This is a genomic window from Protofrankia sp. Cas4, assembly GCF_963555915.1.
Taxonomy (GTDB): domain Bacteria; phylum Actinomycetota; class Actinomycetes; order Frankiales; family Frankiaceae; genus Protofrankia.
Map to the genome: position 1 here is coordinate 1 of NZ_CAUVXL010000238.1, position 15,809 is coordinate 15,809.

Here is a 15,809-nt window from a genome sequence, read left to right on the forward strand (position 1 = left end):
CCCGACCCTGCCGGTCGCCCTGTTGGCGCCCTTGCCGCTCGGCGGCAACGGGACGGTCAACCGACGCGCGGTCTCCTTCGACCTGCTGACGATCACGCCGGTCATCTCGACCACGCACGCTGCCGTTGTCCGACACGCGGGGCACAGTGGTCGGTGCCGCCACGGACAGCTCCACAGGGGTGGTGGACACCGGCGTGCTGGGCGCGCTGACTACGGCAGGTGCACTTGCCGCGGCAAGTGCGTTGGCCGCGGCGGGTGCGCTGGCCGCGGCGGGTGCGGGTGCGGGTGCCGCAGCAAGGCCGGCCGGCGCGGTCCCGGCCGCCGTGGCGTCCTGCGTGCCGACGGCTCGCACGCTCGCGGATCCGTCCGCGGGACCGGACGCAGCCGCGCCACCACGGGTGTCACCGGGGTCGGGCAACGCCTCGGTCAGCGTCCCCTGCTCGCCGACGGCGGTGGACGGGCTGCCCGATGCCCGGGAAGCCCCACGGCGGGTCCGGACACGCGTCGCGCCCTCGACTGCCGCGGTCGCCTCAGCCGCGGACGACGCGACCGTGGGCTCGGCCGCGTCCGCGCTGTTCGTGTTGGTGCGCATGGACGTGGACGAGCCTCGGGTACTCCGGGCCGGTTGCGCATCGGCGGCAGCCATGGCGGGTTGCGGGGCCGCGGCATCCGCGCCCCCAGCGACGCCGGCGGGAGTCTGAACGTTCTGGATGGCCGCGATGAGCTGCCCCTTTCGCAGGCGTCCCACGCCTTGAATACCCAACGAAGTTGCCATGGCCTGCAGCTCCGGCAGGAGCATGGCTGAAAGGCCGGTGCCTGACCGCCGGCGTCGCGGAGAACCAGCGTCCACGGACGACGTCGGTGTCTGGGACTCCGCGGACTCACGTGCGCTGTCAGGCAGCACGTCGGTGGTGTCGCTCAAGATGTTCCTTCCCTGAAGGGACCGGCTCAAGGGAGCCGGGTGATGCTTGTTGACCTTCTTCGCCTGGGCATCCCACATGGAAACGATATTCAGCGCCAGGTGGGCAAGCAGAGCGCCCGTGGACGGCGCCAACGGCCGAGCGCCGCGTGCGAACTCGTCAATCCCGCTGAGGACTTGTCGGTGCTGGCCGAGGCTTCGATGACGAGGCTGAGGCACCAAGTTCCGGCACCAGGATCCGGCTACGATGAACCGGTAGCACCGGCGGGCGAGCACGCGCCGCGGCGGCAGCGAGTGCAGTCATCAGACTATCCAGACGGAGTCACCTGGGCAACAACCTTCGAGCGGCTTTGCTTCCCGGTCCTCCGTTTCCAGCCCAAGGCGCGACCATTTCGGCTGGATGTCGTCCTGCGACGCATCCGTCCGGCGGCGAGCATGAGAGGTTCGGACGGAAAACCGGCTCACATGGGAGACCCGAGGTAGACCGCAGCTGCCGGTGTCAGCCCGCGATGAGCCTGACCCGGGCCCCGTCCCTGTCCACCGGCAGGTCGAGCACTGTGAAACCGCCCCCGCCACATGCGCGGGCAACATCAGCCTGCTCCGCACCGACCGCGAGGGCCAGCACGGTTGGTCCGGAACCCGACAGAACGGCCGCCAGGCCCGCCGCTCGCAGTTGGCTGAGCAGGTCACGGGTTTCAGGCATGGACGGTAGACGGTAGGGCTGGTGCAGCCGGTCGTCGGTGGCCGCCAGCAGGGCATCCACCCAGGGCGCCGGACCCGACCGGTCGTTGCCGAGCCGAGCACCGGGAAAGTAGTTGTAATCGGGCTGACCTGTCCGCTCCTGCCTATTGCCGGGCTCGGTCCCCACCGTCTCCGGGTACACCGTCTCCGGATGCAGAGTCCCTGACATCGCCATGGCCAACAGCGCCGCGCGTCCCGCATTCGCCGCCGCATCAGCATGCAGCACAGTCACTGGCAACGCAGCCCGTGCTGCGGATGTCGCCTGGCGGCGGACGGGAATAAAGGCTACTGGCCGCAGATCATCCGGTGGATTGCTTCGAACCACCTGTGGGTGACCGGCGTCATCATACCACGCCACAGTGAAGCCACCGAAGAGCGCGGGGGCGACGTTGTCCGGATGGCCCTCGATCTGGCAGGCGAGAGCGAAGACGTCCGTGGCACTCAGGCGACCTTCGCCCAGCGCGCTCGCGGCCAGCAAACCCGCCACGATCGCCGCGGCCGACGAACCGAGCCCACGGCCGTGCGGGATGCGGTTGACACAGGTCAGGCCAAGCCCGGGCGGCGCGAGGCCGAGCGCATCGAGCCCGGCCCGCACCGCACGCGCGATCAGATGGGTCTCGTCCCTGGCGCCGTCATCCTCACCGGTCACGTCAATCGACAGGCCCGAGTCGGTGGTGACCACCGTCAGATCGTCATACAGGCCGAGCGCGAGACCACAGGCGTCAAAACCCGGGCCGAGGTTCGCGCTGGTCGCCGGCACCCGCACGCTGACCCCGGCCGCCCCCGACCCCCGGGCGGCGCGGTTCACGACCGCTGCAGATCAAGGGCCGCGGCCGCGGCGGCAGCCGTAGCCGGTATGGTCACCGGCTTGGCCGCCCCGCTGATCGCCCACTCGGGGTCCTTGAGGCCGTTGCCCGTCACCGTGCACACGACCTTCTCACCGGCCTGGATGAGGCCTGCGGCACGCGCCTGGAGAAGTCCCGCCACACTCGCCGCGCTGGACGGTTCGACGAACACACCTTCGTTGCGCGCGAGCAGTCGGTAGGCCGAGAGGATCTGACGGTCGTTGACCGCGTCAATCGTGCCGCCGGAGGCGTCCCGGGCAGCCAGCGCGAAAGCCCACGACGCGGGGTTGCCGATCCGGATCGCGGTAGCGATCGTCTGTGGCGCTGTGACCACGCTGCCGCGCACAATGGGTGCGGCACCCGCTGCCTGGAACCCGTGCATGCGAGGCCGGCCGGAACCGTGGAGTGCGTCCTCCTCCACGTAGCCACGCCAGTAGGCGGTGATGTTCCCCGCGTTCCCGACCGGCAGACAGTGCGCGTCGGGTGCAGCACCCAGGTCCTCGACGATCTCGAAGGCAGCGGTCTTCTGCCCCTCCAGGCGGAACGGGTTGACCGAGTTGACCAGGGTCACCGGGCAGGTTTCGGCAAGCTCCCTGGCCACCCGCAGACAGTCGTCGAAGGAGCCCTCAAGCTGCAGCAGCCGCGCCCCGTGTACCAGCGCCTGAGCCAGTTTCCCCAACGCGATCTTTCCGCTCGGTACGAGCACGGCGCAGGTCAACCCGGCCCGGGCCGCGTACGCGGCGGCGCTCGCGCTGGTGTTGCCGGTGGACGCGCAGATCACCGCCTGCGAACCCGCCTCGACCGCGCGACTGATCGCCATGGTCATCCCACGGTCCTTGAACGAGCCGGTCGGGTTCGAGCCCTCGATCTTGAGATGAACATCGCATTCGGTCACCGCCGAGAGGTGCACCGCGGGGAGCAGGGGGGTGCCGCCTTCCCGGAGGGTCACGACCGGCGTGTTCGAGGAGACCGGCAGACGGTCCCGGTACTCCTCGATCACGCCGCGCCACACCCGCCGGGTGCGGTTGACCGAACCCGGGGCCCGTCCGCTCGTCGCGGCCGCGTCTGTCGTCCGCGCTGACGATGTTGCTGCTGGCGATGTCGTCACAGCTCACCTCCCTCTACCCGCATCACGCCCGCGACCGCCCGCACGACGTCCAGCTCCCGCAGTTCCTCGACTGTTGCGGACAGTGCCGCGTCGCTGGCGGTATGCGTGATCAGAACAAGACTGGCGTCGTCACCGTGGCCGTCCTGGCGGACACTCTGGATGGAAACGTCCTGACGGGCGAACGCGGCGGCGACCGAGGCGAGCACCCCGGTCTTGTCCGTCACGTCCAGGTTGATGTAATAGCGCGTCACGGTGGCGCCCATCGGCAGGACGGGCAGGTCGGCATAGGCGGACTCGCCCGGACCCCGCCGTCCGGCCAGCCGGTTGCGCGCCACCGCCACCAGGTCACCCAGCACCGCGGACGCGGTCGGAGAACCACCCGCACCGCGACCGTAGAACATCAGCTGGCCGGCCGCCTCCGCCTCAATGAACACGGCGTTGAACGCCTCCCGGACCCCGGCGAGCGGATGGGAACGGGGAATCATCGCAGGATGCACCCGCACACTCACACCGGGTACATCGGGTGACCGTTCGGCGATAGCCAGCGCCTTGACCGTGCATCCCATGGCGCGGGCACTGGCGATGTCCGCGGCGGTGACGCCGCCGATGCCCTCCCGGTGGACGTCGGAAAGGGTGACCCGGGTGTGGAACGCGAGCTGCGCGATGATCGCGGCCTTGGCGGCGGCGTCGAATCCGTCGATGTCCGCGCTCGGGTCGGCCTCCGCATAGCCGAGCGTGGTCGCCTCCTCGAGGGCCTCGGCGAACCCGGCGCCGGTCTCGTCCATCCGGGTGAGGATGAAATTGGTCGTGCCGTTGACGATACCGAGCACGCGTCGGACCCGGTCACCGGCGAGACTCTCCCGCAGCGGGCGCAGCAGCGGGATCGCACCGGCGACCGCCGCCTCGTAGTAGAGGTCCACACCGCGGTCGGCTGCCGCGCCATACAGCGCGGCACCGTGGGTGGCAAGGAGCGCCTTGTTCGCGGTCACCACCGATTTCCCCGCGTCCAGTGCCGCGTGCAGCCAGGTGCGGGCCGGCTCGATGCCGCCCACCACCTCCACGACGATGTCGACGTCGTCCCGGGTCGCGAGACCGTCCGCGTCCGTGGTGAAGAGCGCCGGATCGACCGGCAGGTCACGGACCACCGACAGGCGACGGACCCCGATGCCGGCAAGTTCCAGGGGTGCACCGACCCTGGCGGCGAGATCCTCGGCGTGGGTGTGCAGGAGCCGGACGACGTCGCTCCCGACCACACCGCACCCCAGCAGCGCAATCCTCATCCCGAGTTCCTCATCCCGCGTTCCTGACCATGGTGTCCTCGTCGCGTCCAGCGGCAGGGACGTCCGCCTCGGGGGTGTCGGCCTCGTCGATGTCCGCCTCGTCGATGTCAAGGCGCAGCAGGTCCGCTTCCGTTTCCCTGCGGACGATCACATGAGCCCGTCCGGCGCGGACCGCGACAACCGGTGGCCGCGGAACATGGTTGTAGTTGCTGGCCATGGAGCGGTGGTATGCCCCGCTCGCCGGTACCGCGACAAGGTCTCCGGGCCGGATGTCGCCCGGCAGCGCAACGTCGTGGGCGATCACGTCACCGGACTCGCAGTGCTTGCCGACCAGCGTGACCACGTGCGGCACGGCCGCGCTGTGCCGGGAAACCAGACGGACAGCGTAACGCGCATCATACAGTGCGGTGCGGATGTTGTCGCTCATACCACCGTCGACGCTGACATAGGTGCGCAACCCGGGCAGTTCCTTGACCGTCCCGACCTCATACAGCGTGATCGCGCTCGGACCGCTGATGGCCCGGCCCGGTTCGACCGCCAGCCGCGGGACGGCGAGCCCGGCCGCTGCACACTCCTTGCCGACGATCGTGCGGAGCCGGTCGGCGACGTCCGCGACATCGAGTGGCGCGTCCTCGCCGGTGTAGGCGATCCCCAGGCCGCCGCCGAGATCGAGCTCGGGCAGTTCGACACCGTGGGCATCGCGAACGACGGCCAGCAGCCCCACCATACGATGGGCGGCCAGCCCGAATCCGGCGGTGTCGAATATCTGCGAACCGATGTGCGCGTGCGTCCCGACGAGCTCAAGGTGGTCGGACGCGGCCAGCACCCGTCTGATCGCCTCGGCCGCCGCGCCGCTGGCGAGCGAGAAGCCGAACTTCTGGTCCTCCTGCCCGGTGGCGACATAGTGGTGGGTGTGGGCCTCCACTCCCGGAGTGACCCGGACGAACACTCGCTGACGCACGCCGGCCTGCGCGGCCACCGCCGCCAGGCGGGAGATCTCCACGAACGAGTCGACGACGATCCGCCCGACGCCGTAGGCGACCGCCCGCCGCAGCTCGGCGATGGACTTGTTGTTGCCGTGGAAGAGCAGCCGTTCGGGTGGAAAACCCACCGCCTCCGCAACGCCGAGCTCACCGCCCGTGCAGACATCCAGCGAGAGCCCTTCGGCGGCGACCCATCGGGCAATCGAACGCGACAGCAACGCCTTACCCGCGTAGTAGACATCGCCGTCGGTGAAAGCCAACCGCCATGCCCGGCAACGCGCCCGGAAGTCATCGGTGTCCAGGATGTAGGCGGGCGTGGCGAACTCGGCCGCGAGCGCGTCCACCCGCAGCCCGCCGACCCGCAGCACACCGTCGGCGTCCACGGCGGCGGACGCCGGCCACAGCGCGTCCTCCAGCTGATGCCGGCCCTGGGCGGGAGAAACCTCGTCACGCACAACAGTCACATCCTCGTCGGAGCTGACACGCCCAGCAGCCGCAGGCCGTTCGCGAGGACAATCCTGGTCGCGTCGGCGAGGAGCAGCCGTGCTCCGTTGCGGGCCCCCGCCTGCTCGTCCCCCTGTGGCAGTACCCGGCAGGCGTCGTGGAAACGGTGATAGGTACCGGCGACTTCCTCGAGGTAACGCGCCACCCGGTACGGCGCTCTGCGTCCGGCCGCGGTCTGCACGACCCTCGGCAGTTCACCGAGCGCCAGCAGCAGGTCACCCTCGCGCGGATGGGTCAGCGCCGACACCTCGGCGTCCTCGACATCCAAGGAGAGTCCCAGCTCCCCGGCGTTGCGCAGCAGGGCGCAGATCCGGGCATGGGCGTAGCGGACCTGGAATGCCGGGTTGTCGTTCGTCTGCCTGGCAAGGAGGTCCAGGTCGAGGGTGAGGGCGCGGTTGAGGGGGACACGAACGAGCCAGTAGCGGGCGGCGTCCGCGCCGACGGCGTCCACCAGCTCACCGATCGTGAGAAAGGCCCCGACCTGCACCGGCGCCTCCACCGGCTCACCGCCGCGGGTGAGCGACACCGGCGCCCCGACCATCGCCTCGTCGCAACGGTCAGGCGGCTGCGGATGGCGAACCGCATCGAGCAGCATGGCCGATGCGTCCGCCACGGCCGCCCGGCGTGCCGACGCAAGAGTCGCCGTTGCAGGGATCGCCGTTGCAGGGATCGCCGTTGCAAGGGCCGCCCGGCCATCCGCAGCCGATCCACGGCCATAGTCACCACCCGTCCGCACGATGATGCGGGCGATCTCCCCGACTGCCCCGCCAGCCAATCGGATGTTGAGGAAGCCTGACCCGGCCACGTCCACACCGGCCACTGCCCGCTCCTGGCGCAGCCGACCCGCGACCGCCTCGGCGACCTCGCGCGATGGTCGCCGCGCCGAGCGGGCAAGGCGCAGCGCGATCGGCGTGGCATAGTCACCATGATCGAAAGATCTGGGCCGCTCGACCGTCACCGCTGCGGGAATCGCCACGTCAAGCTCACCGTCCGCGATCAGCTGCCCGACGATGCCCCGCACGGTTTCCGCGAGGTCGTCGGGGGTCATGGCGCGATGCTATCGGTGTGGGGCGAGCGAACCGTCGCCACCGATCACCGCAGTGTCGACAACGGACGGCCGGTGGCACAACGGCTGACATCTCAGACGGTCTGGCCATGACCGGCCAGGCGACGCACTACCCCGATCAACTCGTCCGGGTCGAACGGCTTGGTGAGGTAGTAGTCGACGCCGAGGCGGTCCCCGCGCCTGAGATCGGCGGCCTGCGCGCGGGCCGACAACAGGATCACCCGGATATCCGCGGTCTCCGGGTCGTCGCGAAGGCGGGCGACCACGTCCCAGCCGTCGAGGTGGGGCATCATGACGTCCAATGTGATCACATGCGGGGCGACGTCCCGCACCCGCTCGAGGCAGTCCAACCCGTCGATCGCAGTGTGCACCTCGAAGCCCTCCAACTCCAGGTTGACCACCACGAGCTGACGGATCACCGCGTCGTCGTCGACGACGAGAACGCGTGGGGGGTCGCGGTACACATCGGGAGCTTACGGCGAGCCGACTGCCTGACCACCGCCACGGTCCTGGTACGGTATGACTGCTTGCCCTGAAGCCCCCGTAGCTCAGGGGATAGAGCACCGCCCTCCGGAGGCGGGTGCGCAGGTTCGAATCCTGCCGGGGGCACGTTCGTGGGACCAGCCGAAATGGTCTGCGACTAGGACAAACCCATTCCGCTTCCCTCCCTCCGGAGTCCGGCGCTGTACGGCCGGCACCGGGGCGGTACGGCCCTCTCTGCCAAATGGGCGCCCAACTATCCGGCGGCAGACCGGCCCAGTCCAAGAGCTTCTTCGACGCGTGCCCGCATCGCGGCCCCTCCCCTGTCGAGGCACTTCACGTAGATCCTCAGCAGGATGTCCACGGAGTGACCGGCCCACTCGGCCACGTCGGTTGGTGGTATCCCGGCGTTCAGCCAGGCGGCGGCGAACGGGGCCTGGCGTGCGTTCTCCTACGGACGTTGGCCCACCGACCTCCCGGCAGGGTTCTTACCGCTGTCCGCCTGGGCGCGATACCGGCTCCCGGACGTGCCTGGCCGCGGCGGCACACCTGTCTGTTCGGAGCTAAAAAATCTGTGGCCGCCGTAGTAGACATCGGGCCCTCCGCCGGGTAGCTTCACTCCCGTAGCCAAGAGAGTCCATGGTCGCGGCAGACAGGAACTGTCGCGAGCGGGACGGCGGTCAGGGTAGGCCGCCGAGCACCACCGCAGGAGTTCAGCAGTACCCCCGCCTGTCACTGAGGAGAGGAGTAGGCGCCATCAGGATCGCCCGGACGACGGTCTAGCTCGTCCGGTCTCCGCAGGCCCCGGATTGGAAGGTGGTCCCCGGTCACGCATATGCGATCTCCGCAGCACCCGCCCTCTCAGGGCGCGGCGCGAACTGAGGAATCCGGCTCACCTGGCCGGTAGATGGTGTTGAAAACCCTCGGGGCCCTGGTGCCATCTGGCGCCAGGGCCCCTCCACGTGTCCCGAGAGGTGCAATGACTCCTGGAACCACCCGCAAACCGGCCGACAGCCTCGACGACGACGACTACCCCGCCTACACCATGGGCCGCGCAGCCGCCATGCTCGACACCACCCCCGCCTTCCTACGGGCCCTCGGCGAAGCCCGCCTCATCACCCCACTGCGCTCGGACGGCGGCCACCGCCGCTACTCCCGCTACCAGCTCCGCATCGCCGCCCGCGTCCGCGAACTCGTCGACCAAGGCACCCCGGTCGAAGCCGCCTGCCGCATCGTCATCCTCGAAGACCAACTCACCGAAGCCCAAAAAATCAACCAACAACTACGCCAACAGCCGCCACAGTCAGCCAGCCAATGACCCCCGAGCCGTCCTGACCGACTACGCCCGAAGGATCCGCCCACCCCGGACCGCGACGACGAAACTGGACCGTACCCGCTTTAGTGGACACTCGGTAAAGCTGCCCGATTGATCGGGAGCGCGAGGCATTACCCACCGTCCACGACCCTGCGTAGTCGGATGCTCGGGAGCCAGCTAGGGCTCGAACCGCCAGTCCGACCTGCTGACCTGCTGACCTGCTGACCTGCTCGTTCACTACGGCCCACACCACACCCGGGATCCTGCAGGCCCTGCCCGCCCGGCACGTCCTGAACTGCACCGAACGCGCCGAACGCGCCGAACGCGCCGAACGCGCCGACCAGATCGCAGAGATCATCATCGAGACCTGCGGCGGCGATCTGACCCGCCGGCGGGCGCTCGCGGCCAAAGTGGACACCCGGCCGCCGTTCTCGCTCACCTTCGGAGCATGGCTCGGCCAGCTCACCACGAGCTGACCCGATGCGACGCCCCCCGCCGCACTTCGACTGCTACGATTGTTTCGCTTACTGCGTTTGGAGAGGAGGATGGGATGAACGCCGTCCTCGGTCCGGTCGTCCCCGACGCCGAGTCGGCCGCCGCTGCCGCCGAGGCACTGGAGCGAGTCCAGGCATACCTCCGGACACACCCGGACGGCCTGGCCACCGTCCGGCTTGATGACGACGGTCAGCTGGTCCTGCCCAGGGCCGCGGTGGAACTGCTGTCCCGCGTTCTGGCCCACATGGCGGGCGGCCATGGCGTCTCGGTCGTGCCCGCGCACGCCGAGCTGACCACCCAGCAGGCCGCCGACCTGCTGAACGTGTCCCGGCCCTACCTGATCGGGCTGCTCGACGCCGGCGAGATCGCCTACCGCAAGGTCGGAACACACCGCCGGGTCCCGGCCGGATCGCTGCTGGAGTACAAGCACCGCGACGACGCCCGGCGCCGCGCCACCGCCGACGAACTGACCACCCTGGCCCAGGACATGGGCCTGAGTTGACTCCGACGCCGTTCGCCGTCGTCTACGACGCGAGCGTGCTGTACCCGAGCACGCTACGCGATCTACTGATCCGCGTGGCGCAGGCCGGGCTGGTCCATGCGCGATGGACCGAACAAATCCTGGACGAGATGTTCACCGCGCTCCGACGCAACCGCCCCGGCCTCGACCCGGCCAGACTCGACCGCACCCGCACGCTCATGAGTATGGCCGTCCGCGACTGGAAGATCAGCGACTACGAAACGCTGATCGACTCACTCAAGCTCCCCGATCCGGACGACCGGCACGTCCTGGCCGCGGGGATCCGGGCCGGCGCACAAGTGATCGTCACAGCGAACATACGCGACTTCCCAGCCGCCGATGTACAGCCCTGGGGAATCGCGGTGAAGTCACCGGACGAGTTCGTCCGAGATCAGATCAGCCTCGACCGCTCCGTGGTGTACGCCGCCGTCCAACAGATCGCGGATTCGTGGCGCAACCCTCCGGGCAGCGTCGACGACGTCCTCGATCGCCTCGAACGAGGCGGCCTACCGGTCAGCGCCGCCGAACTACGAGTCAGTCACTGACCAGCGGCAGACGCCGCACACCGACGGCAGGACTAGCGGCTTCGGCATACGCCGATACCCCGCGCCCGAGAGCACGCCAGCCACCATCATGGCCTTCCATCATCGCTACTCGGGGTGATACGCGCAGGCAGACGAGCCGATACGACAAGGCTGGCCTCCGCTGAGGTTTGCGTGGATGCTGAACGAGCCTCCCCGAGGGCACACGACTCGGGTTCCCTGTGTTGCGCGAGGCGGTACCACATCGCCGCTGTGGAACCATCGTCATTGCAGGGAGTCACCAGTCGGCGGGGGTGCCGAAGACCTGCGTCCAGTAGATGCCGTAGCTGCCACCACGGGCAAAGCCGACACCGATCTGGGTGAACTCCCCGTTGAGGATGTTCGTGCGGTGGCCGGGGCTGTGCATCCAGCCGTCCATCACTTCAGCCGGGCTCTGCTGGCCCGCGGCGACGTTCTCACCCAACGCGCGGTAGCGGTAGCCGGCGGCGGTACCGCGGTCGGACATCGTCCGCCCATCCAGGCTGACGTGGTCCATGTAGCTGTTCGCCGCCATGTCCTCGCTGTGCCGTTGCGCGGCCAGGGTCAGGCGTGGTTCGAGGGTCAACGGCCCGGCGCCGACCCTGGCCCGTTCGGCGTTCACCAACGCGACCACCTCTGTGACCATGGCCGGGACCACCATGGCGGACACAGCCTCGGCCGGTCCCGCCGGTCCCCCGGAGCGCTGACCCGGCACCGGCATCGGCGCTGCGCCGTCGTCAGCCACGTCCACACCGAAGTCGCGAGCGAGCCCGGCCAGGCCGTCGGCATAGCCCTGCCCAAGCGCGCGGACCTTCCACTCGCTGCCACGCCGGTAGATCTCGGCAAGTAGGAGCACGGTCTCGGTGCGTGGCGCAGGCGGGGTGAAGCGCACGAGCGGAGCCCCGTCGCGGCCACGGATGTCCAGCACCGGTGGTGGCAGCTGCCCGAGCGCCAGCGCGGTGTCGGCGGGGCTGACGACAACGACCACCCGGCTCGCCCCCGGCCGCAGCCGGCCCGGGTCGATGTCCACGGTGTCACCGTTGCACCGTGCACCGGGCGCGGACGGCTGGTTGTAGAAGACGAAGTCCTGGTCGGTTGTGACTTTCCCATCGGCACCCGTGATGAGGACCGAAAGGTCGAAGGGGCCGGGCACCCGTACCGACAGGACACCACCAGGCAACGACCGGTTGGCACCGGCGACCAGCTCGATCATCATGACTCCGGGGCGTGTCGTCGGGCATCGTTGTGTGTCACCTGTGCGTGGCGCCGTCAGGTCTCGGGTGTACGGGTCGAGCCCGGGACGTAAAGTTACGTTCTGGCCACGCCATCGGATGTTATTGTGCCCGGCATGGCCGAGACGGTGTCCCCCTCACGGGGATCTTCCTCCTCCCGCGATACTCCCACCGCACTCGACGGGACACCGTCGCAAGCCTCGCGCCCGGTACGGGTACCGCCCGCACCGCAGCTGCCAGCTGCCCCACCTGCGCCGGTGGCCGGCACCTCGATCGGCCGATCGATCAAACTGTTCCAGGCCTGCCGCCGCGAGCAGGTCGACCCCGCGGGCTTCTACTCGCTGCTCGCCGCGGACTCGGTGCACCAGCTCAGCCGGTTCACGTCGCTGGCCGGCTCGGTGGTACTGGACGTCGGCGGCGGCCCCGGCTATTTCCGCGCCGCCTTCCAGCGGGCTGGTGCCCGGTACTTCTGGGTCGAACCGGATATTTCAGAGCTGAGCGCGGGGGGCATCGTCGAGCCGGGGCGGGTCCTGGGCAGCGCGCTGGACATGCCGTTCGCCACCGCCTCGGTGGACATCTGCTATTCCTCGAACGTCCTTGAACACGTCCCCGACCCATGGCGGATGTGTGCGGAAATGGTGCGGGTGACCCGTCCCGGCGGTGTGATCTTCCTGAGCTTCACCAACTGGCTGTCGCCGTGGGGCGGACACGAGACCTCACCATGGCACTACCTGGGTGGCCACCGGGCGGCGCTGCGGTACGAGCGCCGCACCGGTGTCGCACCCAAGAACCGCTACGGCACCAGCCTGTTCCCGGTATCGGTCGCGGACGCCCTGGCCTGGGCGAACGGCCGGTCCGACGTCCAGGTCATCGAGGCCATGCCGCGATACCTGCCGACCTGGGCAAAGCCGATCCTTCGGATTCCCGGCGTGCGGGAAGTTCTCACCTGGAACCTGGCGATGGTCTTCCGTAAGCGTTGACGATCAGCGCTGGACTGCTTGAGACGGCGCTGCGCTGCCTGCGCTGTACAGCGCTCCGACCTCGGCCGCGGAAAGGGCACGGTCGAAGATGTGCACCTCATCGACGGTTCCCGGCCAGAAGTCGACCGGTCGGCCGTTGTAGGTTGCCCTGCCGATGACCGTGTGACCGGCGGCTTTCTCCCCCAGGCACACCGAGGCGACCCCCGCCTTCGCTCCGTCGACGTAGAGCGTCATGGTTCCGCCCGCCGCGTCCCGCACGCCCGTGAGGTGGTACCACTGGCCGACCACGGGCGTGGGGCCGAGAGCTCGGACGCCCGCGTCGCTGAAGGCGAACCGGTTGTCGACCGCGGAATACTGCAGATAGAACGCGCTGTTCGGGTCACCATCCTGGCTGACCGCCGTAGCGAACGAGCCGAGCCGGTCAATCTTCACCCAGGCGGACACACTGTAGTTGCCGGTCGTATCGACGATCGAGGTACCGGTGTCGACGAACTGGTTCGAACCGTTGAATGCCGGCGCCGACCCGGAATGCCCACCCGTCCACGCCGGACCGCCTACCAGGGTCGCCTCATGGCCACCCAGCGCGTCCCTGGTAACCGTGCCGTTGCCCTCGTCGAACCGGTAGAAGCTCACACCGTCGAGCCCGGCCGTGCCCGGCGGATAACTGATCAGATCGTCCTCCACCGAAACCGACGCGTCGATCAGTGACCGGTTGGCCTTGCGTACCGATGCCGCATCGGCTTTGAGCACCGCGCGGTCATAGGTGTAAAGCCCGTTGATTTCGTTCTCCACATCACTGATCTGCGTATACACAGAGCCGGACAGGCCACACCGCTTCTCCATCGCCAGGAGTCTGTCGGACAGCTCCACGTAGCGTCGGGTCACAGTGGCCGCGTCGGGCTCGAGTTCATTGGCAAAGGCCTTTGCCGGGTCGTACAGATGGCCGTCGACCTTCAGCCCGAGCCCACCGAACTCGCCGTCCACGCTCGCCCTGTTTCCCTGCTGGACAGGCCCGCCCGGGCCGACGTAGGTGTGGTTGTCGTATACGTCACCTTCGCCACTGTCCGGGATGGACGCGCAGCAGTTCACGCCGCTGTCCGCGTCGACCAGCCGGCTGGAGTCCCAGGACCTGACCAGGTCGGCGACGCGTTTCGGTTCGTACTCACCCCAGCCCTCGTTGAACGGCACCCACATGACGATCGATGGATGCCCGCGGTGGGCGTCGACCAGCGCATGAAGCTCGGACTCGAACTGATATCTGGCGCCATCGGGCGGGGCGTGTCCGCCGAACATCGCGGGCATGTCCTGCCAGACCAGCAGACCGAGTTTGTCGGCCCAGTAGTACCAACGGTCGGATTCAACCTTGGCATGCTTGCGGACCATGTTGAAGCCGAGCTGCTTGTGCGCCTCGAGGTCGGAGCGCAGCGCCTCGTCGGTGGGAGCGGTATAGAGGCCATCCGGCCAGAATCCCTGGTCGAGAGTGCCGACCTGCATCACGAACCGACCGTTCAGCAGCATCCGGGTCCTGCCGTCGCGACCGCCGCCCAGGGATATCGAACGCATTCCGAAGTACGAGCTGACCTCGTCGACGGCATTGTTTCCAATGGCATTGTTTCCAACGGCATCACCGCCGGCGGCCCCGGTGCCGACTGGATCGTTACCTGCGACATTACCGCCATCGCCATCACTTCCGGCACCATGTGTTCCGGAACTGGTACCTCCGACGCTGTTACCCGCCTCGCTCAGGCGTACCTTGAGGGTGTAAAGGTACGGATCATCGGGGGTCCACAGGTGCGGATTGGGGACGGGCAGCCGCAGTTCGGTGCCCGGCGGGCCGCTGACCCGGCCGATCTCCTGCTCGCCGGCGTAGGCGATCGCCTCGGCAGTGACCCCGGTGGCCCCGGTGGCCCCGGTGGCCCCGGCGGCCCCGGCGGCCCCGGCGGCCCCGGTGGCCACAACGGTCAACCTCAGGTCGTTCCCGGGCAGATCCGGGGTGGCGTCGAGCCGGTCGACGTGCGCGGGGGCCACCGGCTCCATCCACACCGTCTGCCAGATGCCGGACGACGACGTGTAGAAGATTCCGCCGGGATCAGGGCGCTGCTTGCCGACGGCCTGGTTGGCCGCGTCGGTCTGGTCATGCACACCGACCACCACCTCCTGTGGCCCGGATCCGGTCAGCGCGTCCGTGACGTCGATACCGAAAGCGTCGAATCCACCCTTGTGGGTCGCGGTCAGCCGACCGTTCACATACACGGTCGCCTCGTAGTCCACGGCCTGAAAATGGAGCAGAAGACGCGCTCCCCGACCAACCTGCCAGACATCTGGAACGGTGAAGGTACGGCGGTACCACATCCGACCGACGGGCCGTTTGATTCCCGACAGCGCGGACTCCACCGGATACGGCACCAGGATCCGCTCGGCCAGATCCCGACCCACCGGCGGTGCTTCGCCCGCCGCATCGGGGCCGGCATCGGCGGCGAACTGCCACACTCCGTTGAGGTTCTGCCAGCGGGCACGGGTGAGCGCTGGCCGCGGATACTCGGGCAACGGATTGCCCGCCGACACCTTGTTCGTCCACGCAGTGGTCAGCGGGGGTGTCTTGGGAGCCCAACCGGCGACCGGGCCGGGCTGGGCCGTTGGCGGCTCGGCGCTGGCCGGTGGGCTCGTTGTCTGGGCTGTCACCAACACGACGAACGCCACCACAGCGGCGACCATTCCGACCCGTCCGCGAGCATCACGTTCACGGCAATCCTGTTCGCGGACCCGCACAGTGCCCCGATC

At 68.9% G+C, this 15,809-nt stretch carries 13 protein-coding genes and 1 tRNA gene; 5 read left to right on the top strand and 9 right to left on the bottom strand.

Annotated elements, in window-relative coordinates; genetic code table 11:
• The 7 genes from U9979_RS21245 to U9979_RS21275 all read right to left on the bottom strand — a co-directional run.
• On the bottom strand, positions 1–922 hold a 922-nt coding region (locus tag U9979_RS21245), incomplete at its 3' end, for a Rho termination factor N-terminal domain-containing protein (protein WP_322780743.1).
• A 496-nt stretch (positions 923–1,418) separates the two neighbouring features.
• Positions 1,419–2,468 (bottom strand): homoserine kinase, encoded by a 1,050-nt coding sequence (locus U9979_RS21250; RefSeq protein WP_322780744.1) that lies wholly within the window; start codon positions 2,466–2,468, stop codon positions 1,419–1,421.
• A complete protein-coding gene (gene thrC, locus U9979_RS21255; RefSeq protein ID WP_322780745.1) occupies positions 2,465–3,613 on the bottom strand; it encodes a threonine synthase in 1,149 nt (382 codons plus the stop codon). The genes U9979_RS21250 and thrC overlap by 4 nt, the downstream gene beginning before the upstream one ends.
• Positions 3,610–4,893 carry a homoserine dehydrogenase gene (locus U9979_RS21260; protein ID WP_322748069.1) on the bottom strand — a complete coding sequence of 428 codons (1,284 nt, stop codon included), beginning with the start codon at positions 4,891–4,893 and terminating at the stop codon, positions 3,610–3,612. Before U9979_RS21260 ends, thrC begins: the two co-directional genes overlap by 4 nt.
• A gap of 10 nt (positions 4,894–4,903) precedes the next feature.
• Positions 4,904–6,292: a diaminopimelate decarboxylase gene (lysA, locus tag U9979_RS21265; protein WP_416220275.1), complete on the bottom strand. Its 1,389-nt coding sequence runs from the start codon at positions 6,290–6,292 to the stop codon at positions 4,904–4,906.
• A gap of 44 nt (positions 6,293–6,336) precedes the next feature.
• Positions 6,337–7,428, bottom strand: coding sequence for a DALR anticodon-binding domain-containing protein (locus U9979_RS21270; RefSeq protein ID WP_322780747.1), 1,092 nt, complete (start codon positions 7,426–7,428; stop codon positions 6,337–6,339).
• Between the two features lie 92 nt (positions 7,429–7,520).
• A complete protein-coding gene (locus tag U9979_RS21275; protein WP_322748072.1) occupies positions 7,521–7,910 on the bottom strand; it encodes a response regulator transcription factor in 390 nt (129 codons plus the stop codon).
• A 73-nt stretch (positions 7,911–7,983) separates the two neighbouring features.
• On the opposite strand from U9979_RS21275, the gene U9979_RS21280 reads away from it, so the two are divergent.
• The 4 genes from U9979_RS21280 to U9979_RS21295 all read left to right on the top strand — a co-directional run bounded on the left by U9979_RS21280 (position 7,984) and on the right by U9979_RS21295 (position 10,801).
• Positions 7,984–8,055: transfer RNA gene (locus U9979_RS21280), tRNA-Arg, on the top strand.
• Positions 8,056–8,905: 850 nt separating this feature from the next.
• A complete protein-coding gene (locus U9979_RS21285) occupies positions 8,906–9,244 on the top strand; it encodes a MerR family transcriptional regulator (RefSeq protein WP_322748073.1) in 339 nt (112 codons plus the stop codon).
• Positions 9,245–9,791: 547 nt separating this feature from the next.
• Positions 9,792–10,238, top strand: a complete 447-nt coding sequence (locus tag U9979_RS21290) for an excisionase family DNA-binding protein (RefSeq protein ID WP_322780748.1) — start codon at positions 9,792–9,794, stop codon at positions 10,236–10,238.
• Entirely contained in the window at positions 10,235–10,801 is a 567-nt protein-coding gene (locus tag U9979_RS21295) for a PIN domain-containing protein (protein ID WP_322780749.1), read from the top strand. The genes U9979_RS21290 and U9979_RS21295 overlap by 4 nt, the downstream gene beginning before the upstream one ends.
• 274 nt (positions 10,802–11,075) lie before the next feature.
• On the opposite strand, the gene U9979_RS21300 is transcribed toward U9979_RS21295, so the two are convergent.
• On the bottom strand, positions 11,076–12,029 hold the full coding sequence (locus tag U9979_RS21300) for a CAP domain-containing protein (protein WP_322780750.1): 954 nt from the start codon (positions 12,027–12,029) through the stop codon (positions 11,076–11,078).
• Between the two features lie 135 nt (positions 12,030–12,164).
• On the opposite strand from U9979_RS21300, the gene U9979_RS21305 reads away from it, so the two are divergent.
• Positions 12,165–13,028 carry a class I SAM-dependent methyltransferase gene (locus U9979_RS21305; RefSeq protein ID WP_322747231.1) on the top strand — a complete coding sequence of 288 codons (864 nt, stop codon included), beginning with the start codon at positions 12,165–12,167 and terminating at the stop codon, positions 13,026–13,028.
• Positions 13,029–13,031: 3 nt separating this feature from the next.
• Here U9979_RS21305 and U9979_RS21310 read toward each other — a convergent pair whose 3' ends face one another.
• The gene (locus U9979_RS21310) at positions 13,032–15,743 is read right to left on the bottom strand and encodes a LamG-like jellyroll fold domain-containing protein (protein WP_322780751.1); all 2,712 of its coding nucleotides are present in this window, start codon (positions 15,741–15,743) and stop codon (positions 13,032–13,034) included.
• Positions 15,744–15,809: the final 66 nt, after the last annotated feature.